General features: G+C 59.6%; 16 protein-coding genes. 7 read left to right on the forward strand and 9 right to left on the reverse strand.

The window, feature by feature from the left end:
• Positions 1–6: 6 nt before the first annotated feature.
• Positions 7–663: a sugar O-acetyltransferase gene (locus DF196_RS07885; RefSeq protein WP_109057304.1), complete on the reverse strand. Its 657-nt coding sequence runs from the start codon at positions 661–663 to the stop codon at positions 7–9.
• Between the two features lie 478 nt (positions 664–1,141).
• Here DF196_RS07885 and DF196_RS07890 point away from each other — a divergent pair, with 478 nt between their 5' ends.
• Both DF196_RS07890 and DF196_RS07895 read left to right on the forward strand, forming a co-directional pair.
• Positions 1,142–1,357, forward strand: coding sequence for a hypothetical protein (locus DF196_RS07890; protein WP_109057305.1), 216 nt, complete (start codon positions 1,142–1,144; stop codon positions 1,355–1,357).
• A gap of 303 nt (positions 1,358–1,660) precedes the next feature.
• Positions 1,661–2,998, forward strand: a complete 1,338-nt coding sequence (locus tag DF196_RS07895; protein WP_241519642.1) for an MFS transporter — start codon at positions 1,661–1,663, stop codon at positions 2,996–2,998.
• 55 nt (positions 2,999–3,053) lie between these two features.
• Here DF196_RS07895 and DF196_RS07900 read toward each other — a convergent pair whose 3' ends face one another.
• Positions 3,054–3,287: a LysR substrate-binding domain-containing protein gene (locus tag DF196_RS07900; RefSeq protein WP_241519643.1), complete on the reverse strand. Its 234-nt coding sequence runs from the start codon at positions 3,285–3,287 to the stop codon at positions 3,054–3,056.
• A 58-nt stretch (positions 3,288–3,345) separates the two neighbouring features.
• On the opposite strand from DF196_RS07900, the gene DF196_RS07905 reads away from it, so the two are divergent.
• Positions 3,346–3,675: an SDR family oxidoreductase gene (locus DF196_RS07905; RefSeq protein WP_277745506.1), complete on the forward strand. Its 330-nt coding sequence runs from the start codon at positions 3,346–3,348 to the stop codon at positions 3,673–3,675.
• A gap of 188 nt (positions 3,676–3,863) precedes the next feature.
• Here DF196_RS07905 and DF196_RS07910 read toward each other — a convergent pair whose 3' ends face one another.
• Positions 3,864–4,583 (reverse strand): SDR family NAD(P)-dependent oxidoreductase, encoded by a 720-nt coding sequence (locus DF196_RS07910; protein ID WP_109057308.1) that lies wholly within the window; start codon positions 4,581–4,583, stop codon positions 3,864–3,866.
• Positions 4,584–4,645: 62 nt separating this feature from the next.
• Positions 4,646–5,161, reverse strand: coding sequence for a flavodoxin family protein (locus DF196_RS07915; protein ID WP_158276296.1), 516 nt, complete (start codon positions 5,159–5,161; stop codon positions 4,646–4,648).
• Between the two features lie 143 nt (positions 5,162–5,304).
• Here DF196_RS07915 and DF196_RS07920 point away from each other — a divergent pair, with 143 nt between their 5' ends.
• Positions 5,305–5,670, forward strand: a complete 366-nt coding sequence (locus DF196_RS07920) for a winged helix-turn-helix transcriptional regulator (protein ID WP_241519644.1) — start codon at positions 5,305–5,307, stop codon at positions 5,668–5,670.
• Positions 5,671–5,820: 150 nt separating this feature from the next.
• The gene (locus tag DF196_RS07925; RefSeq protein ID WP_241519645.1) at positions 5,821–7,038 is read left to right on the forward strand and encodes an ATP-binding protein; all 1,218 of its coding nucleotides are present in this window, start codon (positions 5,821–5,823) and stop codon (positions 7,036–7,038) included.
• 5 nt (positions 7,039–7,043) lie between these two features.
• Here DF196_RS07925 and DF196_RS07930 read toward each other — a convergent pair whose 3' ends face one another.
• A complete protein-coding gene (locus tag DF196_RS07930; RefSeq protein WP_109057311.1) occupies positions 7,044–7,484 on the reverse strand; it encodes a GNAT family N-acetyltransferase in 441 nt (146 codons plus the stop codon).
• A 93-nt stretch (positions 7,485–7,577) separates the two neighbouring features.
• Positions 7,578–8,765 (reverse strand): MFS transporter, encoded by a 1,188-nt coding sequence (locus tag DF196_RS07935; RefSeq protein WP_109057312.1) that lies wholly within the window; start codon positions 8,763–8,765, stop codon positions 7,578–7,580.
• Positions 8,766–9,228: 463 nt separating this feature from the next.
• On the opposite strand from DF196_RS07935, the gene DF196_RS07940 reads away from it, so the two are divergent.
• Entirely contained in the window at positions 9,229–10,221 is a 993-nt protein-coding gene (locus DF196_RS07940; protein WP_109057313.1) for an aldo/keto reductase, read from the forward strand.
• Positions 10,222–10,490: 269 nt separating this feature from the next.
• Positions 10,491–10,805, forward strand: coding sequence for a cupin domain-containing protein (locus DF196_RS07945; RefSeq protein WP_421728465.1), 315 nt, complete (start codon positions 10,491–10,493; stop codon positions 10,803–10,805).
• Between the two features lie 78 nt (positions 10,806–10,883).
• On the opposite strand, the gene DF196_RS07950 is transcribed toward DF196_RS07945, so the two are convergent.
• The 3 genes from DF196_RS07950 to DF196_RS07960 form a co-directional block, all read right to left on the reverse strand.
• On the reverse strand, positions 10,884–11,453 hold the full coding sequence (locus DF196_RS07950) for a sugar O-acetyltransferase (protein WP_109057315.1): 570 nt from the start codon (positions 11,451–11,453) through the stop codon (positions 10,884–10,886).
• A 411-nt stretch (positions 11,454–11,864) separates the two neighbouring features.
• Positions 11,865–12,728 (reverse strand): LysR family transcriptional regulator, encoded by an 864-nt coding sequence (locus DF196_RS07955; RefSeq protein ID WP_109057316.1) that lies wholly within the window; start codon positions 12,726–12,728, stop codon positions 11,865–11,867.
• A 124-nt stretch (positions 12,729–12,852) separates the two neighbouring features.
• Complete coding sequence (locus DF196_RS07960) at positions 12,853–13,473, reverse strand: TetR/AcrR family transcriptional regulator (protein WP_109057317.1); 621 nt, start codon at positions 13,471–13,473, stop codon at positions 12,853–12,855.
• Between the last annotated feature and the right edge of the window lie 167 nt (positions 13,474–13,640).

Raw genomic sequence — 13,640 nt, forward strand, 5'->3', positions numbered from 1 at the left:
AGATGCTCAGCGCGCGGCATTGCGGGCGGCGATGCGTTCGCAGAAGCCGGTCTTGTCGGACTCGGTGATCGGGCGTAGCACTCGGGCCGGGTTGCCGACCGCGATCACGCCGGCTGGGATGTCCTTGGTGACCACTGAACCGGCGCCGATCACCGAACCGCGTCCGATGGTCACGCCGCCGAGCACGGTCACGTGGCCGCCGAGCCAGACACCGTCCTCGATGACGATCGGCTTGGCCTGGCAGGCGCCGTTCTTGCGCTCCTCGAAGTCGAGCGCATGATTGGTGGCGAACAGGCCCACCATCGGGGCGATCCAGACGTAGTCGCCCAAAGTGATGGGCGCGTTGTCGAGCATCACGCAGTCGAAGTTGATGTAGGCGTGCGAGCCGATGGTGATGTTGCGGCCCATTTCGCACCGGAAGTTCGGCTCGATGAACACGTCCTCGCCCACCGCGGCGAACAGCTGCTCCATGATGGCGCGGCGTTCGGTCTCCTGGTCGTAATCGAGCTGGTTGTAGGCGCGGAACAGCTTCTTGGCTTCCACGCGCTTGCGTTCGATTTCGGGGTGTGAGTCCTCATAGACTTCGCCGGCCACCATGCGCTGCCATTCGGCAAGTCCCTCCGGGGTGAGGTCCGCGGTGACGTCGTACGTGTTTACGGTCATGATCGCTCCTTTGCTGGGGATTCGTTTGCCGCTGAAACATGATGTGCTGTCGCCTCGCATATTTCACGGTCTCAGACCATCGTAGTTTCCCTGCAGTTCGCGCGTCGGCCGGGCGGCAGGCGATTGCACCATGATGATTCCAGCTGCTATAACGATTATTCCATTACGAGGCTGAGTTGTTGTTGAGGGCGGCTGCATGGGGTGCTGCATGAGGGCCCGCGAATGATGGATGCGAACCGGCATCGAGGTCGTATCGAATCGTTATGGAAAAAGGTCGCTGTGCGAGGCACTGGAAACCAGTGCGCCACACAACGACCTATGCAAGAAATCTCGCGTTCAACCTCACAGGCGGCACAGGGCAGCAGCGGCAAGGGTGGTGATAGTTGCGATAGTAATGGCGGCCATAAGAACTTCCTTCCTCTCTTTTCCAATAGCCGGAACCGGATACTAGTGGGAGGGGTCGAAAAGCAAGCCGAGCATGTTCGATTGTTGGACGGCGGAACGTCGCGTCGGTATTACGGGCGGTGAGGCAATGGCGGATATTGGCATGGTGTCCCGAAGAATGAACGGTACGACCGCATATCGGTGCGGTATGTCAATGTCGATGATTATGGTCGGCAACTATGTGTTCTATGCGTTGCATGATGACGATGGCGCGATTCGCGCTGAAGCCCGCGATCTAACGGGTAAGTAGGCCCAGGGGCGGGCCTTGGCGTACTCGAATCAGCGGGTATGCCGTTTTGTCATATGCAAATCAACTGCAAATCAACGTTGCGCGATTATTGATGCGTCCGACTATCCGTTCGTCCGTACATCGCGCGTGAGCAAGAGAAAGTCCGGAACACACTATATGTCTCACCAATTCCCCGAAGAATCGACGCTGCTCGAAAACGGGACGATGACCGGTTCGGCAAGCGATTCGACAACTATCCCGGCCTCAGGATCGACGTCTGCACCGTCCGCCGGTCCCGCATCTGATCCATCCGAAAACGGATGGATGCGACGCGCCATACTGCTGCTCGCCGGTCAGGCGTTCTCGCTGCTCGGCTCCAGCATCGTGCAATTCGCCATCTGGTGGTGGATCGTGATGCAGACCCGCACCGGCTCGGCCATGCTGCTGGCCACCCTGTTCGGCGTATTGCCGCAGTCGCTGGTCTCGATTTTCGGCGGGCCGATGGCCGACCGGTACAATCGCAAAGCGCTGATCATGCTGCCGGACCTCATCATCGCCGGCGTAACGGTGCTGCTGTCCGTGAGCTTCGCGCTCGACTGGGCGAGCCTGTCCCTGATTTTCGTGGTGCTGCTCATCCGCTCGGCCGGTGCGGGCGTCCAGGAACCCGCCGTGCAATCGTTCATTCCGGACGTGGTGCCGGCCGGCAAATTGCTGCGCGTCAATTCGATATTCGGCGTGATCAATTCCGCGAATAGAATCGCCGCACCCGCGCTCGCCGCGGTGCTGGTCAATCTGGTGCCGTTGTGGGCGATCCTGCTGGTGGATGTGACCACTGCGGTCATCGGCGTGAGTTTCGTGGCGATGATTCGCGTGCCTCGTACGGCTGTGCGGAACGCCAAGGCGGAAGCGCAGGAGGGCGGTGCGACTGCTGAGGTTGCCGCCCCTACTGGTGCCGCCGCCCCCGCTGTCACCAATCCCATCGCGATACTGCGCCGCACCTTCGCCGATCTGAAGGTCGGTCTGGCGTACGCGATGCGCCACCCGCACCTCAAGGGCGTGATTCTGGGCGATGCGCTGACCTGCTTCGTGGCGGTCGCGCCGATGAACCTGACGCTACTGCTCATGACCCGCGAATTCGATGGCATCGATTTGAACCTCGGATTCGTGAACCTCACCACCGCGTCCGACAAGCTCGCCGCCAACGAACTCGGCCTGAGCGTCGGCATGCTGCTCGGCGGTGCGCTGATGTCCGCGATCGGGCCCAAGCTGCTGCGCGGAAGTGTTGCCCAGATGGTTGCGGTCGCGTTCGGCATTGCGATGGTGGGCGTCACCGTCATCGGTCTGGGTGTCTCACGGAACCTGCTGCTCTATCTCATCATCGATGTGCTCAACGGCGTCGCCTCGGCGGTCTGCGTCGGCCCGATGCGCACCGTGATGCAAACCGAATCCGACGATGCGATGGTCGGTCGCGTATTCGGCCTCGATACCATGCTTGCCACGCTCGGCATGCCGCTGGGCATGCTCATCTTCGCGCCGCTCGCCGATGTGATTCCGATCGCCTGGGTGTTCGTGGCCGGCGGCCTGCTGACGTTGCCGGTCGCCTGGTATGTGCTGGTGTTGTCCCGCAAGGATGTGCCGGCGCGTGCCCGATGTGATGGCTGATTGATGATTGGCGGCGAGTCAGGCGGAGGACGGGTCGTGATTCGTTGTCAAACAATCAGTCTGAGATCACTGCACGAAGTTCGTCGAGGAATGCGGCTGCCGCTGGGGCGAGTGGCTGGCTTTTCTTCCAGGCGATGGCCAGTTTCGTATACACCGGCGGCTCGAGCGGACGGAATACGAGGCCGGACTCCCCGGAAGTGTCCACCAGGCCCGCCGGGCATATCGCGCAGCCGTAGCCTTCCTCAACGAAGCAGCTCACACCCGAGGAGGACGAGCAGCTCGCCACCACGCCCGCCGAGGAACTCCTGTCGCTCGACCTGCTGCAACCGGCGAATATTCGCGACACCCTGCACGCCTACCAGCTGGCCAAGCGATGCAATGAGAAGCGCGTGATGGCCGAATCCGTGCGCTGGGGCGAACGTGGAGCCCGCATCAATTCGATTTCACCGGGCGTGATCATCACGCCGTTGGCCATCGACGAGTTCAACGGGCCGCGCGGCGACTTCTACAAGAACATGTTCGCCAAGTGCCCGGCCGGACGCCCCGGCACCGCCGACGAAGTGGCGAACGTGGCCGAACTGTTGATGAGCGACCGAGGCGCGTTCATCACCGGAACCGATGTGCTCATCGACGGCGGCGCCACCGCCAGCTACTTCTACGGTCCGCTGCGTCCGTGAGAGCCATCATCCCGTTCTGCGCGCATGAAGGCAGTGGTTTGTCTGATACCGAGGAATCGATTGCGCGGGTCACTGGCGCGAATGTACGTGCAGGCCTAGAACTGCGTGGCGAAACCGTCCGGCATGATGCCGCTGCGGTTTCGCCGAGCGCTCGGCATTGGCTTGATGTCATTCTTCGGTGACGTCGATCACCACGGCAACGGCTGGCCGTCGCGGAAGAAGCCGCCGTTCGGGCCGTCGTCCGGCAGGGTGGCGGCCCAGGTGACGCTTTTCGCGCTGACCTCGACCGGGCGGCCGAACATGCCCGATCCGTATGTGCCGGTGATGTCCGGGCAGACCGCGTTGACGAGGATATGATTCGCGGCGAGCTCCTTCGCGGTCTTGATGGTCAGGCCGTTGAGCGCGAGCTTGGAGATGCCGTAGCCGGAGGCGGGGATGCCCATCGAACCGTGCAGGAAGCCGTATTGCGGGTCGCCGTACGAGCCGGCGCCGCTGGACACGTTGACGATGCGGCCGTGCTCCGACTTGCGCAGCAGCGGGATGAACTTCTGGGTGACGTTCCAGGTGCCGATGACGTTGGTGTCGAGCACCATGCGCATCTCGGCGAGGTCCTGCCGTTCCACCGAGTCGCCCGCGCGCATGGAGGCCGCGTTGTTGATGAGCACGTCGAGCCGGCCGAAACGGCGCTCGACCTCCGTGGCGGCGGCCTTGACACTGGCTTCGTCGGTGGTGTCCATCACCACATAGCTGGCGGAGATGCCCTGACTGATGAGTTCTTGCGTGAGCTGTGCGAGCTCAGGGTGGCGAGCGGCGAGGATGACATGGTAGCCGGCTTCGCCGAGTTGGCGGGCGGTTTCATAGCCGAGGCCGCCCTTGCGGCCGGATCCGGTGATGAGTGCGATCTGCATGATGAGGCTTCCTTGTTGTGCTATGGCTTGTCTGCGTCGTATGCGCTTATGTGCTGTATGGCTCAGAACTCACGGCCGAGCTCGCGGGCCTTATCGAGGTACGGGGTAGTGGCCACCTGACCGGGCGCGAACACGCCGGCTGCGATTACTGAGCCCTTGATCTTCCAACCGAGGCTTTCGCCGAAGCACATCTGGTAATAGCCGAACACGTTCTTGGTGAGTACTTCCTCGGGGCTGGCGCCGGCAGCCAGCAGCGCGGACTCCTTGCCGGCCAGATCGTCATGTGCGTCGAACGGCAGGCGGTCCATCATCGCCTTGATCTGTGCGGAGAACTGCATCCAGTAGGTCGGCGTGGCGATGACGATGCCGTCCGCGGCCTTCATCTGCTCCATCACCTGTGTCATATCATCGGCTGGCTGGTCGTAGGCGGTGAACGGGGCGATGTTCATGTCCGCGAGCGTGAGTTTCGTCGCGGTGTTGCCGGCGGCTTCGACACCTTCGATGAAGGCGTCGGCGAGCATGTCGGCGTTGCCGCCCTTGGTGGGGCTGCCCTGGATGACGAGGATGTGCTTGGCCATGGTGATTCCTGTTCCTTTCGGTGGCGCGGCCGTCGTGCCGCGGTGTTGCTGATAAGGACGGTATGCATCAGTACATATACCTTTCATCCTTAGAATAAAAAACTGATTTTTGTGATATGGCAACGATGTTAGGATGAGAAATCATGAGCGAGCATGTTGAGAACACCGGAACCGGCGGCATCACTGCACCCACCTGCGCGATGGGCTATGCATTCAAGGCCATCGAAGGCAAGTGGAAGCTGCCGGTCATGTATGTGCTCGGCGAGCGGGGCGCCGCGCGATACAACGAAATCAAGCGAGAGCTCGGCATCACCAACATGATGCTCACCAGCACGTTGCGTGACCTCGAGGAATACGGTCTTGTCAATCGCACCCAATACAACGAAGTGCCGCCGCGCGTCGAATACTCGCTGACCGATAACGGCTACGCCATCATCCCCGCCCTCAAGGAATTCGAAAAATGGGGCCAGCTCCTGCTTGATGCGAAAAATAGCAGTGTCCGTAACTAAGCGTGGATTGTGGGCTCATGTTGCGTCATGGATTGGATATTGGCATATAAAAGCGAAAATGGTTCACTTTTGATCTATATGAATATATATAGGTATATAAAGTCCGATACAATAAGTGGTGTACTGGGCATATAAGAGTTGGAGGGTCTGTTGGACGCTGATGCTATTGCAAAGTTGCCATTGCATTCATTGAATCCATTTATGCCGGGTGCCGGTAAGCAGCCTCCAGAGCTGGTAGGGCGTACGCATGATCTTGAACTCATGGATCGCATGATTGCCCGTACCAAACTTGGATTGCTGGATCGCGGAATTGTCTATAGCGGCTTGCGAGGCATGGGAAAAACGGTGTTGCTGCTCAAACTTAATGGCATGGCGACTCGACAGGGGATGGTCACTGTGCAGGTTGAGGCGAATGGCGATGCTGCGGCAGAGTATGACGAGCTGCTCCATGAAATGTCCCTATCGATTATGCGTGTCAGGAAGACTGATGTTAGGGAGCGTCTTTCGAGCGTGTTCTCGCATATCGGATCGGTGAATCTGGACTTTGTTCTTGGCTCAGCAAAGATTGAATTGAACGGTTCCGCCGAGGAGCAAAGAGCCGTTCGGGCATCGTCGTATAAGTTGGAATTGTTGATTGAGGGCTTGGCTGAATCGCTGAAGGCAAGTGGTCTGGGCCTATTCCTGTTTGTGGATGAATTTCAGGATATGTCTTCTGAAGTGATGATGACGCTGATTACCGTGCAGCATAAGATGGGGCAGCGTAATCTGCCGTTCTACATCATTGGGGCGGGGCTGCCTAATCTGCCGGGTGTGCTTACCAAAGCACGTTCATATGCCGAGCGTTTGTTTGAATATCGTTCCATCGGTCGCTTGGATGATGCCGCCGTTGCCGATGGTTTCCAGAAGCCTGCGCGCGAACTGGGATATGCATTCGATGATCAGGCGTTGAGTCGTTTGATTGATTTGTCGAATGGGTATCCATATTTCATTCAGGCGTACGGCAAGGCTGCATGGGACGCTTCGGATTCCAATCCGATTACCGTTGGTGCGGTGGAAAAAGGTGAGCCTGTCGCTCGGGCTGACCTGGATCAGGGCCTTTACGTATCGCGTTGGCAGCGCGCCACGCCTTTGGGCCGCGAATATCTGGCTGCAATGGCCGCTATCGGTGATACCTGCACGTCTGCGCAAGTGGCGAACCATATGGGCCGCAGCGTTTCCGATCTATCTTCGATTCGTTTTTCGTTGATTGAACTCGGCCTGATTTATTCTCCGGAGCGTGGCCAGATCGCATTCACTGTGCCTGGAATGGATGAGTTCATACGCCGTGTTATGCCGGCTGAGACGCAATCCTATGACGGACGAGGCTGATTGATTTATTCCGCCCGCCAGATCATGCCGATGTGGGGGATGCCGTCTTCCAGGAATTCGTCGGAGACCTGCGTGAAACCGAGGTGTTCATAGAGCTTGCGCGCATAGGTCTGGGCTTCGATGTGCACGGTGTCGGCATGCATGTGCTCGCGCGCCACCTTGAGTCCTTCGCTCACGATTCGGGTGCCCAATCCCTGCCTGCGACGGGTGGCCAATACGCGGCCGATCGATGCTTCGGGGAAGGTGATGCCCGGGTCGATCACGCGGCAGTAGGCGGCGATGCCGTTCTCGTCATGCAGGAACACATGCCAGCAGTGTCGGTCCGCTTCGTCCACTTCCTGATAGGCGCAGTGCTGCTCCACCACGAACACCGCCACACGCACCCGGTAGATTTCGTACAACTCGGCCGCGCTCAGTTCCTCGAATCGTTTCACTGTCAACTGCATGACGCCAGTATATATAAGTATGCGGGGCTGAAGCTCCAAGGAAGGGCATCCTCGGGCCTCCGCTCCCACATAAAGCATCTTTTACTTGAGCCGTCACACCTCAACAGGGCGCAGACGATGAATCGCGTCGGTATCGGTTTCGTACCGCCATGAATAGATCGCAAGCAACGCGACGCCGAGGATGCTCAACGGCAGACCGGCGAGGCCGGTGAACCTGTAATCCATCGCGAATGCGTTCAGCGTCATGCCGCCTACTGCCGATCCGACCGCGTTGCCGAAGTTGAAGGCGACCTGTGCGGCTGCGCCCGCAATCAGTTCGCCGCCTCCCTGACCGGCTTCGGCCATGAGCAACAGCTGTGGCGAGTTGACGAAGAACAGGCCGAACGCAATCCAGAAGGTCAGCATGGTGGTCGTGGCATGGTTGCCCGGCACGACCAGCACCATAAGCAGACCAAGGCAGGAGATGGTCTGGCCGAGCGCGGCAGTGCCGGTATGACGCCAATGATCGGCGATCCATCCGCCGGCCAGACCGCCAATGACCATGCCGAATCCGGCGAGCATCATGAACGCGGGCACCAGCGCACTCGCCCAGCCGCCTGTTTTCTGCAGCCAGGGGGAGACGTAACTCCACCAACAGAACACGCCCGCGTTGCCGGTGAAAATGGCCGCAATGATGAACCACGGGCCAGGTTTGCTGAGGAACCTGAACTGTCCTTTGATGCCGGTGTCCTTGACCGGTGCGACGAACGGTACCCAGAGAGACACGAGGACGATGGTCATGACCGCCCATGCGGCGAGGATGCCGAATGTCAGTCGCCACGAGACAAATTCGGCGAGCAATGTGCCAGCCGGCACGCCAAGCATATTGGCGATGGTCTGACCGGCCACCATCATCGAGACGGACTGTGCCTCCTTACCGGGCTCGGCCAGCGTCTTCGCCACGAACGTCGCGGTGCCGAAGAACGCGCCATGCGGTAGTCCGGCGATGAATCGCGTGATAAGCAGCATGGGGGCGTTGATGGCGAACGCGGAGAGCAGGTTGCCGATGAACGCGATGGCCATGAACAGAATGATGAGTTTCTTCGGCGGCACCTTGCGTCCGAAGACCAGCATCAGCGTACCGACGCACACGCCGAGCGCATACGAGGAGATATAGTGCCCGGCGGTCGGAATGTCGACGTTGGTTGCGGCTGCGGCTTGGGGAAGGATGCCCATCATCACGAATTCGGCGGCGCCGAGGATGAATGAGCCGGCGGCGAGCGCGAGCAGACTTTTCTTCATGATTCCTTCTGACTTCATGATTGTGATTGAGCGTTACGCGATACAGTTATGGAACTGTTTCCAAATCGATGTGAAATTATATGTCGACCGATGTACCAGTCAAGGCTCGGCGGAGGAGGGCGTTGCTCCTGTGTGTGGCATATTTACAATGATTTACCGATGATTTCGGTGGAGTTCATACATTGTTTGATAAATTGCAAAAAAGGAAACGATTCCATTTTGATGTGGTAGTTCACGCTTTGGTGCGCATGCCCGCATATGCCCGGCCTTCCGCATGCATGCCGTTGGCGTATGCCCGATCTGCATGGATGGGTATTGAACGACGGTATTGGACATGACCGTTGCCATGCCGTGTAATGAATCATGGAATGCGATAAATGGGTCCACGTACCGTTCGAAGGAACGATCCAGTTTCGTGCGACTGCCGGGAATCGCCGGTCTACCGAATCGGAGAAATCGTCTCATGGAATACGCCAAGCTCGGCAGCAGCGACGTGACCGTGTCCCGCATCTGCATGGGATGCATGGGATTCGGCGACGCGACCAAGGGTCATCACTCGTGGATCCTCGACGCCGACCAGTCGCGCGAGATCATCAAGTACGGCTTCGAGCACGGCATCACGTTCTACGACACCGCCATCGGCTACGCGGACGGCACCAGCGAGGAATACGTGGGCCGCGCGCTGCGCTCCATCGCTTCCAAGCGCGAGGATTACCAGGTGGCCACCAAGTTCCTGCCGCGCACGAACGCCGAACGCGAAGCCGGTGTGACCGGCCAGCGGCACGTGATGAACAACCTCGATGCGAGCCTCGAGCACCTCGGCCTGGACTACGTGGACCTGTACATCTGCCACATGTGGGACTACCACACCGACATGGCCGAGATCATGGAGGGCATGAACGAGGCCGTCAAGGCCGGCAAGGCGCGCGCCATCGGCATTTCCAACTGCTACGCCTACCAGCTCGCCAAGATGAACGATTTGGCCGAAGCCAATGGCTGGGCCAAGTTCGTGTCCATCCAGAGCCACTACAACCTCATTGCCCGCGAGGATGAGCGCGAACTTGTGCGCCTGTGTCGGGAAGACAACATCGCCATGACCCCGTACAGCGCGCTCGCCGCCGGACGCCTGTCCCGTCTGTCCGGCTCGGCCGCCACCAAGCGCCTCACGGAGGATCAGGTGGCGCACTCCAAGTACGATGCCACCGCGGCACAGGACGACGTGATCATCGAGCGCGTGGCCGAGGTCGCCGCCAAGCACGACACGTCCATGACCGCCGTGTCGCTCGCCTGGTTGCTCACCAAGGTGACCGCGCCCGTGGTCGGCATGATCAAGCCCCACCACGTCGACGGCGCGCTCGACGCCGTGGCCTTGAAGCTCACGGACGAGGAGATCGCCTACCTGGAGGAGCCGTACGTGCCGCACAAGCTCGTCGGCGTCATGGCCTTTAACCACTGATTGCTCACTGCTGTGTGCGGTACTCGAGCGGTACCGCATGCAGTCAGATACGCGCGCACAAGACACATATCCTGCGCGAACATGCGGGAATGCATAAGGCCATAATGTCTGCAATGCTGTGGCTGCGAGACTAAGCTGATACTACGTCACAATTGTGGACGCAAGCGCATTGGCATCAGGGCAGACGCCGCTGCGCGTACCCCTTATATAAGGAGCTTGAAATGACTGACGAAACCGCGACTCAGAACACTGATACGAATACCGAGCCGATGGTCATGGAATTCATCGATGACCTGCATCCGCTGGTCGAAGTACAGCCGGAGGCCACTGTTTCCCGCACGGTGATGCAGGTGGAGGGCGCGAACGTGGTGCTGTTCTCCTTCGACAAGGGCCAGGAGCTCAGCGAGCACACCGCCGCCATGCCGGTGCTGGTGCAATGCCTCGAAGGCCATCTCAAGGTGACCGGTGGTGGCAAGACCGTGGACCTCGTGCCCGGCGGCATCCTACACTTCCCGACACGTCTGCCTCATGCGGTCTACGCCGAGGAAGCCTCCAAGATGGTGCTGATTATGATGCGTCACTGAATGAGAATGCGGGTGCGAAGCCGATGTGGACTTTGCACCCGCAGAGAGCACACTTGATGGCAGCTTCGCCGCCGGGCATCAGATGTGACCGATGACCTTGGCGGGATTGCCGGCGACGATGGCCCCGGCCGGCACGTCATGGGTCACGACTGCGCCGGCGCCCACGATGGCGCCGTCGCCGATGGTCACGTTCTGCAATACGATGGCACCCGCGCCGATCCACGCATGTTTGCCGATGGTGATGGGAAGACTTGTGGTGGTGGCGCGGTCCATCGGGTTCTTGCTGTGGTTGATGGTGATGAGCTGCACATTCGGGCCGATGAACGTGCCGTCTCCGATGGTGATGCCGCCACGGTCCATCAGTGTGCAGCCCCAGTTGATGAACACGCCCCGGCCGATTTCGATATTATGGCCGAAATCCGTGTAGAACGGCGGGTTGAAGCGGAAGGATGGGTCGACCGGATGCCCGACGATCCGTTCGAATAGGGTGTGCGCCTCGCGCGGCTCGTGATAGCCGGTGTTGAGCTCGGCGCAGAGCCGCTTGGCCTCGCTGATAATGGTCGCGATGGCGCAATATCCGGGGTCGCGCGGATTGACTGGTTCGCCGGAGCGGTCCCGTTCGAGGATGTCGGCTGCTGTGGTTGTCATGATGGCTCCTTGATTGAATCTGCCATCATTGAACCGCGCTTGGTGGGTACCGTCTAATACCTATGGTTTATGCACCTGTATGCTGTCGGGGCATGATGCGGTTCCGTTGGTTTTGACTCTGTTAAACCAAGATTGACGTGAATTCCATTGGACTACCCCCTCAGTCGGCTTCACCGCCAGCTCGTCCCGCAATTAGGGACGAACTTCGTTCGCGTGTTACTGGCTCGACTTTCGTCTCGCACATTGCCTGCAAACAGCTTTGCTGTTTGCTTTGCGGCAATGTCCTGACAAGGGGGAGCCAAAAATAAGAGGTATATCAATCCTGGTTTAACAGAGCCTTATTTTTTGCCGCTCTCCCTCAGTCGGCCTATGGCTGGCAGCTCCCTCGCCAGAGGGAAGCTGGAGAAACGATTACATCGTCTGCAGGAACCTGGCGAATGCGGCCGCGGCCGGGGAGGCCGTGCCCTGCTTTTTCCATGCGAGCACCGAGCTGCTTTCCAACGATGGCGCAAGACGAACCCCGCGCACGCCCGGATAGGTGGTGCCGTGGTCGAGGCACAGGTACAGTCCGAGGCCGCTCGCGGCCATCACCGCGCCGTTCGCGGGCAGGTTGCAGGTGCCGGCGATGTTGAGATGCGGGGCGTAGGGGCCGAACCAGTTCAACACCACGCGGCGCACCGGCTCGCGCGAGGGCAGGAGCAGCGACTCGTTGGCCAGATTGGCGGGGGAAAGGGAGTCATGGGTTTGCAATGGGTGGCCGTCCGGTATCATCGCGCACCAGTGTTCGGTGATGTTGGTGCGCAGGAATTCGTATCGGCTGGTGTCCACCGGGTCGGCGAGCAGACCGAAGTCCATCAGTCCCTGTTCGAGCTGATCCTGGATTACATCCGCGGTGGTGCTGATCACGTTGAATCGTACGCCGGGATGCAGGGCGCGGAATGCGGCCATACGGTCGGCGAGGAACGTCATGGCGCGTACCTCGCCGCAACCGGCCGTGATGTCGCCGCCCAATTCGTAGCCGGATTGCTTGAGCTCGTATTCCGCCTTGTCCGTAAGGGAGACGATGGTCTGCGCGCGATCGCGCAGCAGACGGCCGGCCTCGGTCAGCGTGATGGTGTGGCTGCCGCGCTCGAACAGCGTGACGCCCAGTTCCTCCTCCAGCTGCTTCAACTGGCGGGACAGCGTAGGCTGGGATATGCGCAACAGTTGCGCAGCCCACGTGATGTTGCCCTCTTCGGCCACTGCCAGAAAATACCTGAGCACGCGCAATTCCATGATGATTCGTTCCCGTTTGCAGTTGATGTGATGCCCCCATTGTAGATGGGAGGGGTTGCTGTGGACGGTAACTGTACGCTTGAACGGTGGGCACACGCGGGTCAGGTGCTTACGGTTTCTCTGGCTAATCAGGCAGTGTCTGCGCGGATGCGCCGTCTTCGCTCTTCAGTGAATTGATGAGCTGGGCGATGATGGTCGGCAGGATTGACCGGCTTAGCCATTCGATGTTCTCCGGGGTGAACACCTCCGGTGCCTTGGCCAGGATGCCAAGCATGCCGCTGGAAGCGAATTCCAGCAGGATGCGCTGGCCCGGATTGAGTTCGGCTGGATTGCGCCCGAGCGTCGAAAGCCAGATTTCAATGACATGGGTTTTGAGCTGATCGGCCAACCCTGTGGAGCCGTGTGGGCCGGCGATGAGGGACAAGCGGCGAATGCTGGCAATGCGTTGCGGCGTGGTGATGCTGGCGATGGCGTAATCGCGCAGCGCTTCGATGCCTTCGTCCTGCCTGATGATATGTGCAATGAACGCGGTGATGTCCGGGTCGTCGTAAATCGAGGCGATCGCATCGTCCGCCAGCTCCGGGATATTGCCGTAATGGTAGTAGAACGCGCTACGGTTCAAGCCACTCGCGCGCGTGATGTCGCTGATGGTGATCTGCGCATACGGCTTCTGTTCCAGCAGCGCCCAAAAGGCGTCCTGCATCTTCTCCGGAGCGCTTTGCTCGCCTGTCTTCGGTCGTGCCATGCGTGTCTTCCCTGTCTTCAATCAATAACTCAACATCGTATCGTGTTTTCCGCATGATACCGCGGTTTCGGGGTTAAAACCCAGCACAATGCTGAATTACGTGGATTTTATTACCCAACAGAGTGATGTATTTCTTGAGTCGCGATATAACGACGACAATCGCAAGA

Source organism: Bifidobacterium callitrichidarum (assembly GCF_003129905.1).
In the GTDB taxonomy this organism is placed as follows: domain Bacteria; phylum Actinomycetota; class Actinomycetes; order Actinomycetales; family Bifidobacteriaceae; genus Bifidobacterium; species Bifidobacterium callitrichidarum.